This window comes from Massilia sp. CFBP9026 (assembly GCF_034045165.1).
GTDB lineage: Bacteria > Pseudomonadota > Gammaproteobacteria > Burkholderiales > Burkholderiaceae_D > Telluria > Telluria arenae.
The window spans coordinates 33,853-54,671 of the sequence record NZ_JAXCWH010000014.1; the positions used below are offsets into that span (position 1 = coordinate 33,853).

Below are 20,819 nucleotides of genomic sequence, written 5' to 3' on the forward strand. Positions count from 1 at the left end.
CGGTGTGTGTACGCCAGCGCACGGTAACTTTCCGGTCCTTTCCCTAGCATGGAGTCAGCCGTGCGCGCCCAGCATTGTTTGTCTGGTCTCTTGCCCTGACTACCCCAGGGTGTCCCACCGCGCACGCCTCCATCCCGAGGTCCCCGTTGAAAGTTGAGAACGACAAGATGCCCTCCGGGCAGCATGCGCCACATGGCGCCGGCGCCACCGCCCCCGTGGCGCTGCTGGCCGCGAATGCGGAGGCCATCGTTCGTTCCTGCGATACGCTCGACCGCGCCATGCGCGCCGGGATCGAACTGCCGCCCGCCGGCGCACGCCTGCTCGATGGCTACCACCTGCTCGACACCCAGCTGCGGCTGGCGCGAGCACAAGCGCGGCAAGTCGCCGCCCACGGTGGCGCCGCGCGTGTGTGGGATCTGGCGGTCGACGCGGTGGCGCGTGCCGACGGCGTCGTCGACACCGAAGAATTGGCAAGCATCCTCGCCGCCAGCCAGCAGGACGCGCCGTTGCGTGTCGCCGAACTCGATGCGCTGCCCGCGCTATTGCGTCTCGCGCTGATCGACCGGCTGGCCGCCCTGGCGGCGCGCGCCGCGCATGCCTGCGCCGGCCGCGAACGCGCCGCCGCCTGGGCCGCGCGCTTCCTCGACACCGCCGAGGCCCGCCCGGGCGACCTGGTGCTGCTGTTCGCCGACATGGCGCGCAGCGAAGACGCGGACAATGGCGCTTTCATCGCCGAACTGGCGCGCCGCCTGCAGGGCCGCGGCGCGGCGCTGGCACGGGTAGCGGACTGGCTCGACGCGCGCCTGGCGGATGCGCAGGGCAGCATCGCCGCGTTGACGCAGGACGAGAGGAGCAGCCAGGCGCAGGATGCCGTCGTCGCCGGCAACGCACTGGCCAGCCTGAGAGCGCTCGGCGGCGTCGACTGGCGTGCATTCACCGAGCGCCTGGGCGTGGTCGATGCGCTGCTGCGGGACGATCCGGATGGCAGTTATGCGCGCATGGACGGCGCCACGCGCGACCGCTATCGCCACACGATCGCGCGCCTGGCGGCCTCCCTCGGCGTGAGCGAACCCGCGGTGGCGCAAGAGGCGATCGCGCTGGCCGGCGTGCATCGCGCGCCGGGCGAGGGCGGGCTCGATACGCGCATCCGCCACGTGGGCCATTACCTGGCCGGCCCTGGCCTGGCGACGCTCGAAGCCAGGTTGCGCGGACGGCATGGATGGGCGCCACGCGTTCGCGCCGCATTACAGGGCGCTTCCTCCGGCATGCATACCGGCGCCACGGCGGCGCTGGCCCTGCTGTTTACGGGCGCGGGACTGGTCCACGCCTGGCAAGGGGGGGCCGGGCCGCTGCTGCTGGTCCTGATCGGTATTCTGGCGTTGCCGGTCGCCGGCGCCCTGGCGCGCGCCCTGATGGGCATGGCGGGGCACTGGCTGGGCCGGCCCGAAGCCACGCCGCGCATCGACGTGGCGGCCGGCATTCCTGACGATGCGCGCACGCTGGTGGCCGTGTCGGCGCAGCCGGCCGACGCCGCGCAGCTCGCGGCGCTGTGCGAAGATCTCGAAGTGCGCTACCTCGGCAACCGCGATCCGCGCCTGCGTTTCTGCCTGTTGCTCGACCTGCCCGACGCGCCAGAGGCAACGCTGCCTCTCGACGCCGGCCTGCTCGCCCAGGCGGGCGGCGCGATCGAGGCGCTCAACCGCAAGTACGGCGTTGAACAGGATGGCCCCTTCATGCTGCTGGCGCGTGCGCGCACCTGGAGCGAAGACCAGCAGGCCTGGATCGGCCGCGAACGGCGGCGCGGCCAGCTGGCCGACCTGGATGCCTGGCTGTGCGGCGAGCGCGAACGCTTCGCGCTCGCGGTCGGGAACCTCGGCGGCGCGGCCGAGATGCGCTACGTGATCGCGCTCGATGCCGATACCGGCCTGCCGCGCGACGCCGCGCGCAGCCTGGTGGCGGCGATGGCGCATCCGCTGCACCGGCCGTTGCAGGATGAAGCGGGCCGGGTACTGGAAGGCCATGCCATGCTGCTGCCACGGCTCGGGACCGCCTTGCCGCAGCCGGGCGCGATGCGCTACCAGCGCCTGTGGCCTGACGGTGGCCATGGCTGGGCCGCGATCTACGACGTCGATGCCTGGCGCCGCGCGATGGGTCTCGAGCTGCGCGACGAGGGCCGGGCGCAACCCGGCGCGGTCGAGGAAGACCGCCTGCGCGCCGCGCGCGTGGACGACCTGCGGCTCGATGCCGCGCATCCGGGCAGCTTTGGCGAATACGTGCTGCGTCGCCATCGCACCTTGCGCGCCGCCTGGCAGGAAGCGCGCCGCCTCGGGCGGGGCGCCGATAGCCTGCGCGCCGCGCGGGTGCGCCGGCGCCTGTTCGACACGCTGGCCGGGAGCCTGGCCGCGCCGGCGTCGATCGCGCTGCTCGTGTTGTGCTGGAGCCTGCTGGCCGCGCCCGTGTTCTGGGCCGTGGCCATCCTGGCGCCGCTCTGGCTGCCGGCGCTGCTCGAGCTGCTTGCCACGCTGGCTGGCCGCGCGCCGGATGCGCCGCTGCGCCAGCACCTGGACGCCTGGGTGCGCGGCGCGCGCACGACCCTGGTGCGCGCCGCGCTGGCGCTGGCCTTCCTGCCGCACCGGGCCTGGCTCGACGCCGACGCGGTCGTGCGCGGCCTGTGGCGGCGCGACGTGAGCCGCCGCAAGCTGCTCGAACTGCGTCCGCCGGCACTGGCGCGCGCCAGCAGCGCGATGGAGAACACCTGGCGCACGATGTGGTTCGCGCCGCTGCTTGCGGTCGGCGTCGCGGTGCTGCTGACCTTCGCCAACCCCTACGCCCTGTTCGCGACAGCGCCGCTGCTGCTGGTGTGGTTCCTGTCGCCGGTGCTGGCCTGGTGGGTCAGCCAGCCGTCGCGGCGCGGCATGCGCCTGGCGAAGGGGCAGACCCTGTTCCTGCGCACGCTGGCGCGCCGCAGCTGGGCCTTCTTCGAGCAGCACGGCGCGGGCCGGCACGGCCTGGCGCCGGAAGCCGTGTTCGACCATTCCGAGCCCACCGTCGACGAGCGGGTGTCGCCCGCCAGCATGGGCATGACCCTGCTTGCAACCCTGAGCGCGCGCGACTTCGGTTATCTGCCGCTGGGAGGCCTGCTCGCGCGCAGCGAGCAGGCGCTGGCGTCGATGGCCTTGCTGGAACGCTGGCATGGCCACCCCTTCGAATGGTATGACGGCGTCACGCTCGCTCCCCTCGAACCTGCCCGTGTCGATACCGCGGCCAGCGGCGGCCTGGCGCTGGCGCTGCGCACCTTCGCCGCCGGCCTCGATGAATTGCCGGACCGGCCGATCTTCGACGCGGCCGCGCTGGACGGCATCCGCACCACGCTGTGCGTGACGCGCGAGCATGCACCGCCGGACCTGCTGCCGGCGCTGGACGCGATGGACGAGTCCCTGGCGCCGGGCCACCGCCGCGCCACCGATACCTTGCCGGGCCTGGCCGACTGCCTGCGCGCGGTCGTGGCCAAGGCGGCCGAGCTGGATGCCGGCTTGCCTGGCGACGCCGCCCCCGCGTTGCGCGCCTGGACGGCGCGCCTGGCGCGGCAGTGCGCGGCGCAGCTGGACGACCTGCATGCGCTCACGCCCTGGACCCGCGCGGTGCAGGAATACGTGCTCGATGCCGGCCTGACCCGCATCCCGACCCTGCGCGAGCTGGCCGCGGTCGAGCCGCCAGGCGACAACGCGGGCCTGGCCCAGTTGGTCGCGCAAGGGCGCGACTGCGCGCAAGAACGCATGGACGGCATCGCGCGCCTGGCCGCGCAGGCGCGGCAAGCGGCGCGCATGGATTTCGGCGCGCTGGTCGACCCGTCCACGGGCCTCTTGGCCACCGGCTGTCACGTACGCGAGGGGCGCGACGGGCGCCTGGACGGCGACAGCTGCGACCTGCTGGCGTCCGCGGCGCGCATGGCCAGCTTCGCCGCCGTCGCCCAGGACCAGTTGCCGCAGCGGCACTGGTGGGCGCTCGGCCGTCCCTTGCGCATGACCGGGAGCGGCGCGCTGCTGCTGTCGCGTACGGGCGCGCTGGCCGACTATCTGGCGCCGCAGCTCGTGATGCCTTCGTTCCGCGACACCCTGCTGGACGACGCCGGCCGCGCGGTGGCGCGCTTGCAGGCGGCCCATGCCAGGGGCCGGAACCTGCTGTGGGGCTATACCGAATCGGGCTGCAACGCGGTCGACGCGGCGGCGCGCTACCGCGTCGGACGCTTCGGCCTGGACGCCGCGGCGCTGCAGCGGCGCGCGGCCGACGACCTGGTCGCCGCGCCCCATGGCGCCGCGCTGGCGCTGGCCGCGGCGCCGGCGCTGGCGGCGGCCAATCTGCGCCGCATGGCCGAGCAGGGCCTGCTGGGCGAGAACGGCTTTCATGAGGCGCTCGACTATGCCCCGGCGCGCCTGCCGCAGGGTGAACGCCAAGCGGTGGTGCGGGCCCAGCTCGCGCGCCACCAGGCCACGACCCTGCTGGCGCTGGCGCGCCACCTGCAGGGCGAACCGATGCAGCGCCGCTTCATGCGCGATCCCGAATTGCGCGCCGCGCTCAGCCTGTTGCAAGAGGCGGCGCCGGCCGCCGGCGCCGAGCCGCCCCTGCGTTACGAGGCCGGTCTGGCGCTTGAAGGCGTCGCGGCGATCCGCCCCTACGCGCGCGTGCTCGCGCCGGACGCTTCGCCGCTGCCGGAAATCCAGCTGCTGTCGAATGGCCGCTACCACCTGGTGGTCGACAGCGCTGGCGCCGGCGCCAGCCGCTGGGATGGCGCCATGTTGACGCGCGCCGGAAACGGCGAGACCGGCCTGGCCCTTCACGTGCGCGATACGGCCTCCGGCGCCACCTGGGCCAACGTCCTGCTGCCCGGCGCACCGGCGCCGGACGAGGTCGAGGCGGTGCTGGCCGAAGGGCGGGCCAGCCTGCGCCGCGTGGACCACGGCATCGAGATGCGCACCGATGCGGTGGTGGCCCCTGGCGACGACGTCGAGCTGCGCCGCATCCGCATCGTCAATCGCGCGCCCGAAGCGCGCACCCTGGAGTTGACGGGCTGCGTGGCGCTGGCCGGGCCGCCGCTGGAAGAGGGCGGCCGCAGCGACATCCGGATCGAATTCGACGGCGCCGCCGACAGCCTGCTGTGCGTGACCGAGGCCAGCGCGCCCGTCCTCGTGCACCGCATGACGGTGCGCGCGATGGCGGGGCAGCCGAGCGTGGAAACGAATCGCGCGCGCTTCATCGGGCGCGGCCATGACCTGTGCCGGCCGCAGGCGGTGAGCAACGGCGGCGCGCTGCCGGGCCTGGACCCGGAGCCGGACGAAGCATTGCTGGCGCTGCGGCGCGGCGTGACCCTGGCGCCGGGGCAGGAGATCACGGTCGACCTGGTGCTGGGCGCCGCCGCCAGCCGCGCGCTGGCGCGCGAGCTGGCGGCGCGCTATGGCGTCGCTCACGAGGTCGACCACGCGATCGAGGCCGCCTGGACCCTGGCCCAGGCCGAGCTGCGTCGCGCCGAGATCGGCGAAGCCGACGCCCAACTGATCAACCGCCTGGCCGGATGCCTGCTGCGGCCCACGCTGGCGCTGCGCGCCGATCCCGCCGTCATCGCGCGCAACCTGCGCGGGCGGGCCGACTTGCCGGCGTATGGCATCGCGGGCGACTTGCCGCTGCTGTTGCTGCAACTGGGCGAGGGACCGGACACCGGCCTCGCGCGCCAGCTGCTGCAAGCCCACGGCTATTGGCGCGGCCACGGCCTGGCGGTCGACCTGCTGGTCCTGTGCGACAGCCGCGCGGCGCGCGAAGCCCTGATGCACCTGGCGGTGCCGCTGGTCGATCCGTCCAGCTTCGACCAGCCCGGAGGACTGCACCTGCACCTGAAGGAAGACGTGCCGCACGAAGATCGCATCCTGCTGCGCGCCGCCGCCAGCGTACTGCTCACGGGCGAGCGCGGCGACCTGGCCGACCAGCTGCGCCGCGCCGGGCGCGCGGGCAGCGCTGCAGCGGCGCCATTCGTCGTCGCCACGCCGGCGCCAACATGGACCGCCGCGCCCTCGACCGAGGCCGAGCTGGAACTGATGTTCGACAACGGCACCGGCGGCTTCACGCCGGATGGCCGCGAATACGTGGTGCGCAGCAGCCCAGGCATCGCCGCGCCTGCCGCGCCGTGGATCAACCTGCTGGCCAACGAGGCCTTCGGCAGCATCGTCTCGGAGCGCGGCCATGCCGTCAGCTGGAGCGGCGAGCGCGCCACGCGCCTGACAGCGGGGGACATTGATGCGGTCGCGCCTCAGGGTGGTGAAGCCTTCTACCTGCGCGACGAGGACAGCGGCGCAGTCTGGTCGCCGACGCCGTGGCCGGCGCCGTCGCCAGAGGCGTACACGACGCGCCACGGCATCGGCTACAGCGTGTTCGAACACCGTGTCCACGGCATCGATTCCGCGCTGCGCTGCTTCGTCGCCCAGGACGCGCCGCTCAAGTACAGCGTACTGCGCCTGCGCAACGACAGCGATGCGCCGCGCCGCCTGAGCGTTACCGCTTATGTGGAGTGGCTGCTGGACGACCGCCACGCAGCGCCAGGCCTCCAGGTAGTGACGGGACGCGATCTGGCCAGCGGCGCGCTGTTGGCGCGCAATGCCTTCGGCGCGGGCTTCCATGACAAGGTCGCGTTCTTCCACGTCGACGCCGAGCAGGTTGCCGTGAGCTGCGACCGCCAGGAGTTCATCGGCAGCCTGGGCTCCATCGCGCGGCCGGCGGCGCTGGAGCGTGCCGGGCTGTCGGACGCCGCCGGCGCGGGCTTCGACCCATGCGCGGCGCTGCAGGTCGGCGTCACCCTGGAGCCGGGCGCCGAGTGCGAACTGGTCTTCGTGCTGGGCGTGGCCGGCCCCGGCAGCCTGGACGCCAGCGCGGTCGTGCAGCGCCATGGCACGGCGCAAGCCGCCGCCGCCGCATGGCATCGCCTGCGCGACTGGTGGGATCACACGCTGGGCGCACTCACCGCGCACACGCCCGACCCCGGGTTCGACCTGCGCGTCAACCGCTGGCTGCCTTACCAGGCGCTCGGCGCCATGATGGGCGAGCGCGATCCGGCGCTGCGCCTGCAGTCGGCCCTGGCCTGCGCCCACGCCCGCCCTGAGCTGCTGCGCGAGGCCTTGCTGGGCGCCGCGCCCGCATTCACGACGGGGGCCGATGTCGAGGACTTCCTGTGGCTCCCCTACGCGTTGACGCACTATCTGTCGGTAACGGAAGACCATGCGCTGCTGGCGGTGCCCGTGTCGGACCGTGACGATCTGTACCAGCACTGCGTGCACGGCCTGCGTGGCTGCCTGCGCTTCGGGCCGCGCGGCCTGCCGCCGGCGGCGGGGCGCCTGCATGAGGAAGGCGTCGCCGGCCGCGTCGAAAGCGTGCGCCTGGGCTTCTTCATGGCGACCGTGCTGCAGCGCTTCGCCGAGGTGGCCGACCGGCGCGGCGACTTCGGTTTCGCCACCACCTGCCGCGGCGCGGCGCTGGCGCTGCGCGCACAATGCGAGGAACACGGCTGGGACGGCGACTGGTATCGCTGGACCTGGCTGGACAGCAGCACGGCCCTCGGCTCGATCGCCAATGCCGCCTGCCGCGTCGAGCTGTCGACCCAGTGCTGGGCGCTGGAGGCCGGCGCGGCGCACGGGCCGCAGGCGTTGCGCGCGGCGGTGCGGCGCCTGCGCATCGACGGCGCCGTGCCGCGCTGCGATCCGCCGGTGGATGGCGACTGGAGCGAGCGGGTAAGCTCGAGCCCCGGCCAGGACCATCGCGCCACCGCCTGGGCCGCGGCCGGATTCGCACGGCTGGGCGACACCGGCAGCGCCTGGCAGCTGGCGCGCATGCTCGACCCGATGGCGCAGGGCGACGGGCCGCCCTACCTGATGAGCGGTGGCCTGCGCACGATCGCGCCGCATGCCGGCCGCGCCACCGGCGGCTTCGCTACTCCGGCGGCGGGGTGGACCTGGATGCTGTTCGTCGAAGCGTTGCTGGGCCTGGAACGCCATGGCGACACGCTGCGTTTGAGGCCGCGCCTGGCGCCGGGCTGGGATGGTTTCAGCCTGCGCTACCGTCATCGCGGCGCGTTCTACGAGATCGCGGTGCGCGCCACGGAAGGCGTTGAAGAGATGCTGCTGGACGGCCAACCGTGCCCGGATTGGACGGTCGTGCTGCGCGACGATCGGCGTGACCACAAGGTAGAATTGCGGGTTGCGCGCACGCCGATAGCGCCGGAAGCATAGGAACAAGATCATGAACATCGTCACCCGCGCCTTCGGCTGCGGCGCCTGCCTGCTGGCCGCGGGATTCGCGGCCGGTCCCGCGCAGGCGCTCGACTGGAGCGATACCGCCGTCAGTTGGCGTTACGGCAGCCGCTTCGCCGAGCCCTTCAATCCGGACCACATCGACAAGCACGTCCTCGCGCTGACCCACGCCAGCGGCTACAAGTACGGCAGCAACTACTTCAACCTCGACTGGCTCAAGTCGGACCGCAACGATCCGCGCTCGCTCGGCGGCAGTGCCGGCGCCGAGGAAGCCTATCTGCTGTACCGCCACACGCTCGACATCGGTGCGCTGAGCGGACGCGAGCTGCGCTTCGGGAAGGTGAAGGGCATCGGGCTCACCGCCGGCTTCGACGTCAACACCAAGCGCGACGTCGGCTACAACTCGCGCAAGCGCATGCTGGTGCTCGGGCCGACCCTGATGTGGGACGTGCCGGGTTTCCTCAGCACCAGCATACTCCTGATCCGCGAAAGCAATGCGCCGAGCGGCGCCTTCGCCCCGATCTCCGACGTGCGCGGGCGCTACAAATACGAGAACCACCCGATGCTCAACGTCAGCTGGGGTATTCCGCTGAACGAACGCTGGGCCTTCGAGGGCTATGCCAACTTCATCGCCGAGAAGGGACTGGACGAAACCGGCAACCCGACCGGCGCCGAAACGAATATCGACATGCAGCTGATGTACGACGCCGGCGCGCACTTCGGCCAGAAGAAGAACCGCTTCCGTGTCGGCGTCGAATACCAGTTATGGAACAACAAGTTCGGCAATACGCGGGCAACCACCGGCGGGCGCGGACAGCGCGCCAGCACGCCGATGATCCGCGCCGAGTATCACTTCTGAGCTATGTTCCGCTGAAGTAGCGCCACAGCCGCACCATGGCCAAGGTATCGAGTTCGCAGTAAGCGAGCAACTGCGTCTCGATCGCGCGCTTGCGCGCCGGCGCCGTGCCGGCCGCGATCGCCTCCAGGTAGGCCTGCATCGCGGCGCCGCCGTCCTGCACGCCGTCCAGGTCGTCGTAGCGCAGGTCGGGCGCGACCGCCGGCAGCACCTTCTTGATGCTCCAGCTGCCCTCTTGCGACGGGTGGTAGTAGCGCTCGCGCGCCACCGGCAGCAGGTCGACCACGCGCGCATTGATCGCCAGCAGTGCATCGTGGAGGGGTGGTAAGCGCTCGGCCAGTTCCTTGATGCGCGACTTCTCGAAGCCGGCGTTATACACGAACACGGGGCCGTGCTCGCCGCAGGCCTCGATCAGCCTGATCGCGAAAGCGTGCGACGGATCGTCGCCCGAGATGTCGAGGAAGGCGGCGTGTTCGAGCTCGCCCTCGCGATCCAGCCGGTGCACGCTGAACTGGAACGGGATCATCTGGAACGGCCGCGTGCCTGGCCAGACCGGCACCGCGAAGGCGATGGTCTCGAAGTCGAGGAAATACCCCGGCAGCGGATGCGGCGCCAGGTCGGCGGCGGCGCCGGCGGCATCGAAGTAGGCCTGTCCCGACATGGTGTGCTGCTTCACGCGCAGCTGCCTGTCGTTCAGCAGCGCATCCGGGATATCGCGCATATCGAGCGCGCCATCGTCCACGCATTGCCTGGCCGCCTTGCTGCGCAGCTGCGGCAGCCAGGCGACCGGAAACTCGGCTTGCGGCATGCCGCTGGCGCAATGGGCGACGAAGCCGCAGTCGAAGGGACTGGCGCAATGCTTGCCGGGCTTGACGTCGGGTTCGTCGATCGAGGCGGCCACGGCGCGCGCGCCGGCCACCCAGGCCGCGACTTCGTGCCCGCGGCCGAAGGCTTCCTGGGTCAGGTCTTGCTCGACCAGCAGGCCGCGATAGTCGCCGCCTCCCGGATAGACCCAACTGCTGTCGATGTGGGCCAGCGCAATGCCTTCCAAGGCCACTCCGGCGTCCAGCGCCACCCGCGCCTGGATCGCGGCGTCGTCGCGGTGGTAGTCCTTGACCGAGGTCGAGGACTTGACCTCGACCATGCGCCAGCGGCGCGGCCCCTGGCCCGATACGGGAAGCAGGATGTCCGCGAAGGCCATGGCGCCGCCGGCGGCGAAGCCGGCCTCGAAGATCGGCCGGCCGGAATCGAGCAGCGCCAGGCTGCGCGCCAGCGCCGCATCGAAGCCTTCGGTGTGCGGATCGAGCAGGGCGCCCGTGCCGTGCGGGTCGTACAGGCTGCGCGCCAGGTCGCCGACCTGGTGACCGGCGGCGAAGGCCGCCATGCTCGCCGCATTGTCCGCGCGTAGCGCGGGGCGGTGCAGCTCGAGCCACAGGCGACGCTCGCACTGGCGATAGGCCATCAGCCTGGATTTCGAAAGACGTCGCATCGTTTCTCCTTCTGAACGGTGATTATGGCATCGCGGGTTCAGGCCAGGAAGCCGATCGATGCCTGGCGGCCGCGCTTCCCCGCGCACTCCTGCTCGAGCGCCGCCACCAGTTGCGCGCAACCGGCAAAGGGGGCGAAGCGGTGGCGCCGCGCCAGGGCGGCGAAGTCGCCCGGGGTCAGCTGCGCCTGGCCTTTCACGCGCGCAGCCTCGGATGCGCCGGGCGGCGCCAGGCCGAGTGCGGCGCACTGGCGTTCCAGCATCAGCAGCGCCTGTTCCGGGCGCAGGTAGCCGAAGCGCAGCTTGAGGTCGAAGCGGCGCAGCGCGGCCGGGTCGATGTCGTCCATCAGGTTGGTCGAGGCGATGAACACGCCGCCGAAGGCTTCCATCCGGGTCAGCATCTCGTTTACGCGCGTGACTTCCCACGAGGCGCGCGCGCCTTCGCGGTCGCGCAGGAAGCTGTCGACTTCGTCGATCATCAGGAGCGCGCCTTCGCGCTCGGCCTGGCGGAAGGCCTGGGCGATCGCCTTTTCGCTCTCGCCGACATATTTCGACATCAGTTCCGAGGCGCTGCGCAGCATCAGCGGCATCTCGAGCTGTTCGGACAGCCAGCGTCCGAAGGCGCTCTTGCCGGTGCCGGGCGGGCCGTACAGGCAGATGCGCCCCGAGCGGGCATGCTGCAGGCCGGGCAGCAGCGCCGCCAGCGCGGTGTCGGCGTTCAGGATGGCCGGGTCGTAGTCGGACGGCAGCCGGCTGGCGGCGCCGGCATCCAGGCCCGCATGGCCTTGCGCCTCGAGCGAGCGGTTGGCGAGCCAGGCGACGGCGCGCGCGGCGCCGCGCGCGTCGAACTGGTCGCGGATCGTGCGCACCACGGAGGCCACGCGGTCGACCACGGCCGGGGCCAGCGTCTCCACCTGTGCCATGCGCGCCAGGGTCGGCGGATCGACCAGGTCGCCGCAGGCGGCCTGCAGGATGCGTTCGCGCTGGGCGCGCGGCGGCACCTGCACTTCGACCAGCACGTCGAAGCGGCGCAGGAAGGCCGGGTCGATGCCGGCGATCGAGTTCGACAGCCACAGGGTCGGCACCTGGTTTTGTTCCAGCGTGCGGTTGATCCATGCCTTGCGCCGCTGGGCGGTGCTGCGCTGCCCGAATATGCCGTCGTCGGCGAACACGTCCTCGACCTCGTCGAACAACAGCAGCGCGCGGCGGCGGTCGAAGAAGCTCTGGGCGGCGCGGTAGGCGCGCAGCCGGCGTTCGCCGCCGACCGGGTCGCCGTCCTCGTCTTCGCTGGCCACTTCGAACAGCTCGCAGCCCAGCTCCGCCGCCAGTGCGCGCGCCAGCTCACTCTTGCCGGTGCCGGGCGCGCCGTAGACGAACACGTTCACGCCCTGGTGCACGCCGTCCCGGGCCACGGTGCGCGCCAGGTAGGGGCGCAGGATGGCCAGTTCCTGTTCCAGGTGGGGAAAGTCGTCCAGCGTCAGGCGCGCCGGCGCGCTCGGCGCCACCGTGTCGCGCAGCAGCGAGATCGGATCGGCGTCGAGGCCGACGACCGAGTCGGCGAAGCGGTTCGACAGCAGATCGAGCTTGCTGCGCAGCGAGCCGTTGATGGCGCGGTCGACGGTGAGCAGGCCCGAGCGCGCCAGCACGCCGCCGGCGCCCAGCGCGGCGCGCACCGCGTCGGGCTGCAGCTCGAGCAGCGTGGACAACACGTCGACGATCTTCGCCGCCGACAGGTTGCCCAGCATCTCGGCGGCGTCGTCGAGGATGCGCTCGTGATGCAGCATGGTGGCGAATTCGAGGATGCGGCATTCGGTGGAGGACATCCCGACCAGGGCCGCCAGGCGCGCCACGTTAGCGTGCAGGATCGCGGGCACCTTGCGCTCGGCGTCACGCCCGGCCTCGCGCTCGGCCTCGCGGTGCAGCTCGCGCAGGCGCGCGCGCACCATTGCCGCATCGAAGCCGCGTTCGTCGTCGTCGATCCAGTCTCCCAGTCCCAGCGCGCGCGCCAGGTGGTCGTTGGAAAAGCACATCGACCCGACCAGGTCGCGGTGGCCGCCGAGCGGCATCATGATGCGCAGGACCCACAGGCTGACGGCCGGGGCGAGGTCTTGGGGGACGGAACGGGAACGGCGGCGGCGTACGGTCAAATTGGCTCTCCTGGTGATGGGGTGACGTCATTGTGCGGCAGGGGTGCGACGGTTTGCGTCGCGGACTACTTGACGCGGGTGAGCCGCGGCGCGGCGCCCAGGGGCGGCGCCGGCAGGCCGCGCCGCTGCGCCATCTCGGCGTAGCGCTTGCGGAATGCGCCCTTCCACGGCGCGACCCCGGCCCCGTCCTGGGCCATGGCGTCGCGCAGGCCGGCCAGGCGGCCGACCACGAAGGCGCCGAGCCAGTCGCGGCGGCTGGCCACCTGCATCGCCGGCCCGTTGCCGGCCACCGCATCCTGCACCGAACCGGGCCACGGCGCGCGGCTGGCGCTCACCTGGTCGTCGAGCGCCCCGAGGGCCAGGCGCAGATCGAAGTCGCGGCTGTCGACGCAGGCCAGCAGCGCCGCCAGCTTCAGGTGCGGGGACAGCGCCGACATGCCGATGAAGGCCAGCAGCGCATCGTGGTGGCGGACCGGGTCCTGGCCAGGCAGGCTGGCGGCCCGCTCGAGGAGGGGCTGCCACTGGCGGCGGATGGCGTCGAGGCTGCGGCACTGTTCGAGCGGGAGATACCAGCGCAGGTCGGTCATTGATTCCTTGTCGGCTGTGAAAGACGGAACACAGCATAGGAGGCCCTGGCGACAGGATGTGTCGCAGCCAGCAGCGGGCATGGCGCGACGCAAGCTGTCGCAGGCGCATGCCAATCTGCGTCTGTCCGGCCGGTCTTTAATTTCCCAAGGGTAATTTGTTTGCTAGTATCACATCTTGAACGCGCCACGTCGGCGCGGCGAAAGCCACCATGCCTGCACTGATCGAACACATCGACGCCATCGCGCGCCAGAAGGGGCGCGCCGCGCTCTACCTCGAATTCCATCCGCAAGCCGCCGCCGAACGGCGCGCCTACCACCATGAAGAAGACCCGATGCGCGCCCAGGTGCTGGCCTGGCTGGACGCCAACGGCGTTCCGTGGCGGCCCTGCGGTCCGCTGGCCAATCCGTCGGTGATGGCGTCCTGGCGCGGCCAGGTGTACCTCGACCTGCCGTGGGACGAGGCGCTGCCGGCCTACCAGGTGCTGCGCGATTATCTCGAGCTGCCCGACGGCAGCATGCGCCATGCCGGCGTGCGCTTCTACGCAATGCCGCTCGAACTGGCGATGGAAAACGCGGAACACGACGAGCCTGGATACTGGCAGCGCCGGGCGGAGGAATTCTGATGGCAAGCAACCAGCAAGCCCTCCTGCGCCAATGGCATATGCTGCAGTTGGTGCCGCGCGCGCCGCTGTCGATCGAGGCCGGCGAATTGTGCAAGCGCCTGGATGCGCTCGAATTCCCGGTCACCAAGCGCACCGTCGAGCGCGACCTGAATGCCTTGTCCGAGGTGTTCCCGCTGGTGTGCGACGACGCCGAGAAGCCCTTCAAGTGGAGCTGGCTGCGCGGCGCCCAGCGCTTCGACCTGCCCGGCCTGACCGTGCCCGAGGCGCTCACCATGACCCTGGTCGAGCAGCACTTGCGCCACCATCTGCCGCCCAGCACCGCCGAAGCGCTGCAGCCGTATTTCGCATCGGCCGCGCGCACCCTGTCGACCGACGACGATCCGGCGCCGTCCAAGGCCTGGCTGCGCAAGGTGCGCAGCGTGCCGCCGCAGCAACCGCTGATCGCGCCGCGCCTGGACCACGACTGCCAGCGCACCGTGTACCTGGCCCTGATGGAAGACCGCCAGCTCACGCTGCACTACCGCAAGCGCGACGCCCTCGAGCCCACCGTCTACGAGGCGGTGCACCCGCTGGCGATCGTCCAGCGCGGCGGTATCGTCTACCTGGCCTGCATGTTCGGCGACTACGAGGACGTGCGCACCATCGCGCTGCACCGCGTCGTGGCGGCCGAGGCGCGCTACGAGGATGCGCGCAAGAAGGAAGGCTTCGACCTCGACGCCTACATCGCCTCGGGCCAGTTCGGCGTGATCGCCGGCGAGCCGCTGCGCCTGCGCGCCGTGTTTACGCGCGCGGCCGGCGAGCACCTGTATGAAACGCCGCTCAGCACCGGGCAGGAACTTACCGCGCATGGCGACGGTCACCTGCTGCTCACGGCCACCGTGCCGCATACGCGTTCGCTGGTGTGGTGGCTGCTGGGCTTCGGCGACGGCGTGGTGGTCGAGGAACCGGCCGGTCTGCGCCAGGAGATGGCGCAGACCGCGGCAAAGATGGCGCAGGCCTATGCCTGACGTCATTCCCGCGTAGGCGGGAATCCAAGCCCTGTGCGCAGCCGCTCGCTTGAGGATGGTGGCTGATCGCGCTTACTTGGATTCCCGCCTTCGCGGGAATGACGTGTCGAGGCCGCGGGTATGACGTGTCGACGTTACGGATATGAACCTGCAGGCCCGCGCACCGGCGCTAGCCGCCTGCCGCGTCCCGCAGCGCCGCATACAGGCAGCGCTCGGCTTCGGGCGACAGCACCAGCTCGACCGCCATCTGCGCCCGGGTGAGGGCGACGAACAGCATGCGCCGCGCCTTGTCGTCGAGGACCTCGACGTCGAATTCGGTCACCACCACTGCGGGCGCGCTCTGGCCCTTGTAGCGGTACACCGATTCCACCAGCAGCTCGCCCTCGCTCCAGCGCTGCACGCCATCGCGGTCGTATTCGCCGGTAAAGCGGCGCGTCAGCCAGGGCCCGATCGTGGCGCGGTTCAGCAGCTGCGAGCCGCCCCGCCCGCGGCCGCACACCACCGCGATATCGTCCAGCGCAAAGCCGCGCGCCAGCAGCGCCGCCACCGCCGCCCCGGTCTGCGCCAGCAGTTCTTCGCCGGACGCATAGCTGCGGATGCCAGGCACCTCGCCGGCGTAGGGATTCATGCTGCGCACCGGTGGGCGCACCAGGTCCAGCGCATTGATCATGTCGCACAGGATGCGCGGGCTGCGGAAGTTGTCGCTGCAGCGGATCATGACCGCCTGGTCCAGATCGAAGCCCTCCTTGCCGTAAATGCGCTGGGCCTCGTCTTCCAGCACGTACAGGCGGCCGCCTTCGCGCAGCTGGCCGCACAGGCTGGCCACCCATTCGGCGCTGAAATCCTGGGCTTCGTCGATCACTAGCAGGTCGAAGCGCGCCTTGAAGCCGGCGCTGTCGTCCAGGTAGGCTTGGGCCATGCGCTCGAAGCCTTCGGGCGAGAATGCGGGTTCGCCGTGGCGGTCGCGGTAATGCTCGACGCACAGCTCGTGGTAGTTGACGATCTCGCACGACGGCGGCGCCAGGCTGCGCACATGGTCGGCCAGACTGCGGTTGTAGCAGACGTAGAGCGCGTCCTGGCGCGCGGCGCGCGCATCTTCCAGCAGCTGCAGGGCCAGCTGGGTCTTGCCCGAGCCGGCCGTGGCCTGCACCCGCACAATGCCGGACGCCGCCTCGACCCGTGGCACCCACGTCGCCAGGCCGTCCGCCAGCCGGCGCACCGTGCCTTGCAACTGGTCGCGCAGCACGTCCAGTGCCGGCATCACCTGGAACTGGTTGAGCAGCAGGCGCCGCAGCGCCTCGCGGTCGACTTCGCGCGGGGTCGGCGCCAGCCAGTCGCGCACCGCGCTGACCATGCGGTCGTAGCCGTGGGCGTCGATGATGCGCTCGCGCGGGATCGCCGAGACCTGGCCGTCGCCCAGCGCATAGTCGGGCAGGACCAGGCAGCTGATGAGTTCTGGATGGATGCCGGCCTGCTGCAGGCGGTTCTGCATGGCGCCGCGCTGCACCGTGGTCTGGCGCGCCACGTCGCATTCACGCTTGCCGTACAGCTTGTAGATGCCGCCTTCGCGCAGCACGACGTCGCCGGCCTTCACTTCCATCAGCAGCAGGTTGCCGTTCGGCGCCAGCACCACGATATCGATCTCGCCGTAGCGGTCGCGTCCATGATGGAGCGTGTGCAGCGCCACGCTGTGGAAGACTTCGAAGCCGTCGGGCAGGTGGTCGCGCAGGCGCTCGAGGACCTCGAGTTCGCGGTAGCGTCCGGCGTCGGTGCGCAGTGGCGGGAGCAGGTGGGGAGACAGGGTGGCCATGGCGGGAGCAATCTTCAGGAGTCGCCCATTATCGAGCAAGCAGCCGGATGACACCATGGCTTGTCGCTTTTTTGCCGCGGCCGGAATGGAAGGTCAGTCGTCGTTGCTGCTCTCGCGCACCACCAGCTGGACCGCGAGCGTCTGCTCCAGGCTGGCGCCGTCCGCTTTCTCCAGCAGCGATTCGACGCCCATCCGCCCCAGCAAGTCCTTGTCGATCTGGACGCTGGACAGCGGCGGGATCGCGCTGGAGGCGGCGCTGATGTCGTCGAAGCCGACGATCGCGATGTCGTGCGGGATCTTCAGGCCGCGCTCCAGGCAGTGGCGCATGGCGGCGAGGGCCGTGCTGTCGTTGTAGCAGAACAGCGCATCGGGCCGAGGCTGGCGCGCCAGCAGGGCGTCGACCGCCTGGCGCACGTTATCGAGGCTGTTGCCGATGCTGGGCAACTGGACTTCGAGGTCGGGATCGGCCAGCATGCGCGCCTCGAACAAGGCCTTGCGAAAGCCGCGGTAGCGCTCGAGGATGCTGTGGTGGGCCAGCGGGCCGGTGAGCATGGCGATGCGGCGCCGGCCCTGCCGGATCAGGTGGCGCGTGGCCAGGTAGCCGCCCAGCGCGTGGTCGGGATTGACCGAGCGGTAGCCGGGCAGGCGCATGTCGAGCAGCACCATTGGTTTGCCGGTGTCGCGCAGCGCCGCCACGAGTTCCGGCTCGAAGAAGCCGGCGCACAGCAGGGCGTCGGGCTGGTGCAGGCGCACCAGGTCGAGCACCGGCTCGGCCGGGCCCACCACCACGAACGAGAGCGCGATGCCGCGCTTGCGGCAGGCATCCTCGGCGCCATGAAGCACCGGCAGGTAGAACGGGCTGGCCGACTGCGTGTTGTGCTGGCGGTGCAGCAAAAACGCGATGCGGCGCACGTCGCCTTCGCGCAGCTTGGCGAAGTCGTAGCCCATCTCGCGCGCCACGGCGCAGATGCGTTCGCGCGTCCTGTCGGTCAGGCCGTCCTGGTTCTTCAGCGCGCGCGAGACCGTGCCGATCGAGTAGCCCGTGGCGCGGGCGATGTCGCGGATCGTGACGGCCATGGCGCGCTTTCCTTCGTCAGTACCTGGTCTGGGTGTAGGGGCGGGCGTTCTGTTCCTTGCCCCAGTCCTTGTTCGGCGTGGCCTGCATGGTGAACACCAGTTCGCCGCCGGCCATGATGTCCTCGTGGCGGATGAAAGTGCGCGTCAAGGGCTTGCCATTCAGGGTCACGCGGCCGACGTAGCCGTTGCCGCTCGAGAGATTATCGGCGCGCACCGTGAAGCGCTTCCCGTTCGGCAGGTTCAGGGTCGCCTTGTCCAGGAATGGGCGGCCGATCACGTACTCGTTGCTGCCCGGCGCCACCGGATAGAAGCCGAGCGCGGTGAAGGCGTACCAGGCCGACATCTGGCCCAGGTCGTCGTTGCCCGACAGGCCGTCCGGCTTGTCGCTGTACTGGCTGGCCATGATGTTGGCCAGGCGCTCCTGGGTGCGCCATGGCGCGCCGGCGTAGTTGTACAGGTAGGCCACGTGGTGCGAAGGCTCGTTGCCGTGGGCGTAGTGGCCGATCAGGCCCGAGATGTCTTCCATGTGGGCGTACACGGTCTCGTCGACCTTGGCGTCGAACACCTGGTCGATCTTCTCCACCAGCTTGGTGTCGCCGCCCAGCAGGGAGATCAGGCCGGCGTTATCGTGCGGCATATACCAGGAATACTGCCAGGCGCTGCCCTCGGTGTAATCGCTGCCGAAGTTCGACAGCTCCGGATTGAACGGGGTGCGGAATTCGCCGGTGGACTTGCGGGCGCGGATGAAGCCGGTCTCCTTGTCGAACACGTTGCGGTAGTTCTGGGCGCGCTTGTAGTAGCGCGCCGCGATGTCCTTCTTGCCCATCTTCTCGGCCATGCGCGCGATGGTCCAGTCGTCGAAGGCGTATTCGACGGTCTTCGATGCGGCCTCTTTCTCGAGGTCGATCGGCACGTAGCCCAGCTTCATATAGTGCTCCAGGCCGCCGTAGGGACCGTATTCGGCGCTGGCCGTCATCGCGGCCAGGGCCTTGTCGGCATCGAAGCCGCGGATGCCCTTCATATAGGCGTCGGCGATCACGGGCACCGCGTGGTAGCCGATCATGCACCAGGTTTCCAGGCCGTGGAACTGCCATACCGGCAGGATGCCGTAGGGGCTGTGCTGCTGCGAGGCGATCAGCGAGTTGACGAAGTCGGCGTTGCGCTGCTCGGGCGCGACGATGGTGAGCAGCGGATGCAGCGCGCGGTAGGTGTCCCACAGCGAGAAGGTCGAGTGGAAGCGGAAGTTCTTCGCCTTGTGCACCTGGTTGTCCGGGCCGCGGTAGCTGCCGTCGATGTCCATGAACAGCGACGGTGCCAACATGGTGTGGTACAGGGCGGTGTAGAACTTGGTGCGCATCGGGCCCTCGGCCTCGACCTTCACCGCGCCCAGCGCGTCGTTCCAGGCCTTGCCGGCGCGCTCGCGCTCCTGGTCGAAATCCCAGCCCGGCATCTCGGCCAGGTTGGCGATCGCATTGTCTTCGCTCACCGCCGACAGGGCGACCTTGACCAGCAGCGTGCCGTCGTTCGGTACGCCGAAGTTGAAGTCGGCCATCAGCTGCTTGCCTTCGACCAGCGCCTTGTCTCCAGGCGTCTTACCCGGCGGGGCGAAGCCGCGGTAGGGGATCGCTTCTTCGCGGTTCAGGAGCTGGCGGGTATCGATCGGGCGCGAGAACTGGATCGCGAAGTGCACCTGGCGGCCGGGCGCCCAGCCGCGCGTCTCGCGCATGCCGGTGATGGTGGTGCTGTTGCGCACGCGCAGGCGCGCCCACAGGTTCTTCTCGTCGTAGTTGTAGATGCTGGTGCGCAGGTCGAGCAGCACCTTGGCCGGCTCGCCGGCCTTGAATTTATAACGGTGCAGGCCCACGCGCTCGCTGGCGGTCAGCTCGACGTCGACTTCATGGTCCTTCAGGCGCACGGCGTAGTAGCCCGGTTCGGCCTTTTCCTGGTCGTGCGAGAAGCGCGAACGATAGCCCGAGAACGGACGCTCCGGATAGCCCGGCTCCAGCTTGGTCTCGCCACTGTAGGGCATCAGCAGCACGTCGCCCAGGTCGGAGTGGCCGCTGCCCGAGAAGTGGGTGTGCGAGAAACCGAGGATCGAGCTGTCGGTGTAGTTGTAGCCCGAGGCCCAGGGATAGCTCTGGCGGAAGTGGCGGTGCTGGGTGTCGGGGCTGAGCTGCACCATGCCGAAGGGGCGGCTGGCGCCGGGGAAGGTGTGGCCGTCGCCGCCGGTGCCGATGAAGACGTCCACGGCTTCGGCCGGGCTGCCCGGCGGGGCTGCCAGGGCGGGGGCCGCACTAAACAGAAATGCCGCACCCACGGCGATCGAGAGTTGTCCGAAATTGAGTCTGGCCGTCATGAAGTCTCCACGCGTGGCGGCAGCGATAGGCGCCGCCTGTTTTAGTTGCACTATACCCAAATGCAACTTATATGTGGAGACTGGTTTCCGGGCAATCCTTACCGTGTTTCAACCCATCTGTTTAGCCGGTTTACTAAACATTTTGCGCGCGGCGCTTGGCCACCGCCTCGATTTCGACCAGGGTGTCGGGCGAGGCCAGCGAGGCCACCCCGATGCCGGTCAGGGCCGGGCGCGGCAGGCCGAGGTGACGCACCAGGATCGGCGCCACGGTCTCCAGGTGCTCGCCGATCTCGCCGCGCACGTAGACGCGCAGTTGCAGGATCTGCTCGACCGAGGATCCGGCGGCCTCCAGCACCGCGATCAGGTTGCGCGCCGCGCCTTCGGTCTGCTCGGCCAGGGTGGTGTGCCTGACCTTGTACTCACGATCCCAGTCGACCTGGCCCGACACGAATACCAGGCCGGTGTCATGGTCGATGGTCGCGTGGGACAGGCCATGCGGGGCGCCGTCGTACAGTGCAGGGGGATTGATGCGTTCGATGCTCATGCGGGTTCCTTTGCGTTGAAAGGCGCCAGCTTAGGCAT

At 70.4% G+C, this 20,819-nt stretch carries 11 protein-coding genes; 4 read left to right on the plus strand and 7 right to left on the minus strand.

What is annotated here, in order from left to right; all coding sequences use genetic code 11:
* Positions 1-146 precede the first annotated feature (146 nt).
* Both SOM28_RS24655 and SOM28_RS24660 read left to right on the plus strand, forming a co-directional pair.
* Positions 147-8,267: a GH36-type glycosyl hydrolase domain-containing protein gene (locus tag SOM28_RS24655; RefSeq protein ID WP_320469748.1), complete on the plus strand. Its 8,121-nt coding sequence runs from the start codon at positions 147-149 to the stop codon at positions 8,265-8,267.
* A 10-nt stretch (positions 8,268-8,277) separates the two neighbouring features.
* Positions 8,278-9,147, plus strand: a complete 870-nt coding sequence (locus SOM28_RS24660; RefSeq protein WP_320469749.1) for an outer envelope protein — start codon at positions 8,278-8,280, stop codon at positions 9,145-9,147.
* A gap of 1 nt (position 9,148) precedes the next feature.
* Here SOM28_RS24660 and SOM28_RS24665 read toward each other — a convergent pair whose 3' ends face one another.
* The 3 genes from SOM28_RS24665 to SOM28_RS24675 all read right to left on the minus strand — a co-directional run bounded on the left by SOM28_RS24665 (position 9,149) and on the right by SOM28_RS24675 (position 13,364).
* Positions 9,149-10,633 (minus strand): DUF2779 domain-containing protein, encoded by a 1,485-nt coding sequence (locus tag SOM28_RS24665; RefSeq protein WP_320469750.1) that lies wholly within the window; start codon positions 10,631-10,633, stop codon positions 9,149-9,151.
* Between the two features lie 38 nt (positions 10,634-10,671).
* Complete coding sequence (locus SOM28_RS24670) at positions 10,672-12,777, minus strand: AAA family ATPase (protein WP_320469751.1); 2,106 nt, start codon at positions 12,775-12,777, stop codon at positions 10,672-10,674.
* Positions 12,778-12,842: 65 nt separating this feature from the next.
* Complete coding sequence (locus tag SOM28_RS24675; RefSeq protein ID WP_320469752.1) at positions 12,843-13,364, minus strand: hypothetical protein; 522 nt, start codon at positions 13,362-13,364, stop codon at positions 12,843-12,845.
* A 209-nt stretch (positions 13,365-13,573) separates the two neighbouring features.
* Between SOM28_RS24675 and SOM28_RS24680 the strand changes: the two genes are divergently transcribed.
* Both SOM28_RS24680 and SOM28_RS24685 read left to right on the plus strand, forming a co-directional pair.
* Positions 13,574-13,987, plus strand: a complete 414-nt coding sequence (locus SOM28_RS24680) for a hypothetical protein (protein WP_320469753.1) — start codon at positions 13,574-13,576, stop codon at positions 13,985-13,987.
* The gene (locus SOM28_RS24685) at positions 13,987-14,994 is read left to right on the plus strand and encodes a helix-turn-helix transcriptional regulator (protein ID WP_320469754.1); all 1,008 of its coding nucleotides are present in this window, start codon (positions 13,987-13,989) and stop codon (positions 14,992-14,994) included. Before SOM28_RS24680 ends, SOM28_RS24685 begins: the two co-directional genes overlap by 1 nt.
* Before the next feature lie 169 nt (positions 14,995-15,163).
* Here SOM28_RS24685 and SOM28_RS24690 read toward each other — a convergent pair whose 3' ends face one another.
* The 4 genes from SOM28_RS24690 to SOM28_RS24705 form a co-directional block, all read right to left on the minus strand.
* The gene (locus tag SOM28_RS24690; protein ID WP_320469755.1) at positions 15,164-16,804 is read right to left on the minus strand and encodes a nuclease-related domain-containing DEAD/DEAH box helicase; all 1,641 of its coding nucleotides are present in this window, start codon (positions 16,802-16,804) and stop codon (positions 15,164-15,166) included.
* A 93-nt stretch (positions 16,805-16,897) separates the two neighbouring features.
* On the minus strand, positions 16,898-17,881 hold the full coding sequence (locus SOM28_RS24695; RefSeq protein WP_320469756.1) for a LacI family DNA-binding transcriptional regulator: 984 nt from the start codon (positions 17,879-17,881) through the stop codon (positions 16,898-16,900).
* 16 nt (positions 17,882-17,897) lie between these two features.
* Positions 17,898-20,237, minus strand: a complete 2,340-nt coding sequence (locus SOM28_RS24700; RefSeq protein ID WP_320469757.1) for a GH92 family glycosyl hydrolase — start codon at positions 20,235-20,237, stop codon at positions 17,898-17,900.
* A gap of 133 nt (positions 20,238-20,370) precedes the next feature.
* Complete coding sequence (locus tag SOM28_RS24705; RefSeq protein WP_320469758.1) at positions 20,371-20,781, minus strand: RidA family protein; 411 nt, start codon at positions 20,779-20,781, stop codon at positions 20,371-20,373.
* Positions 20,782-20,819 lie beyond the last annotated feature (38 nt).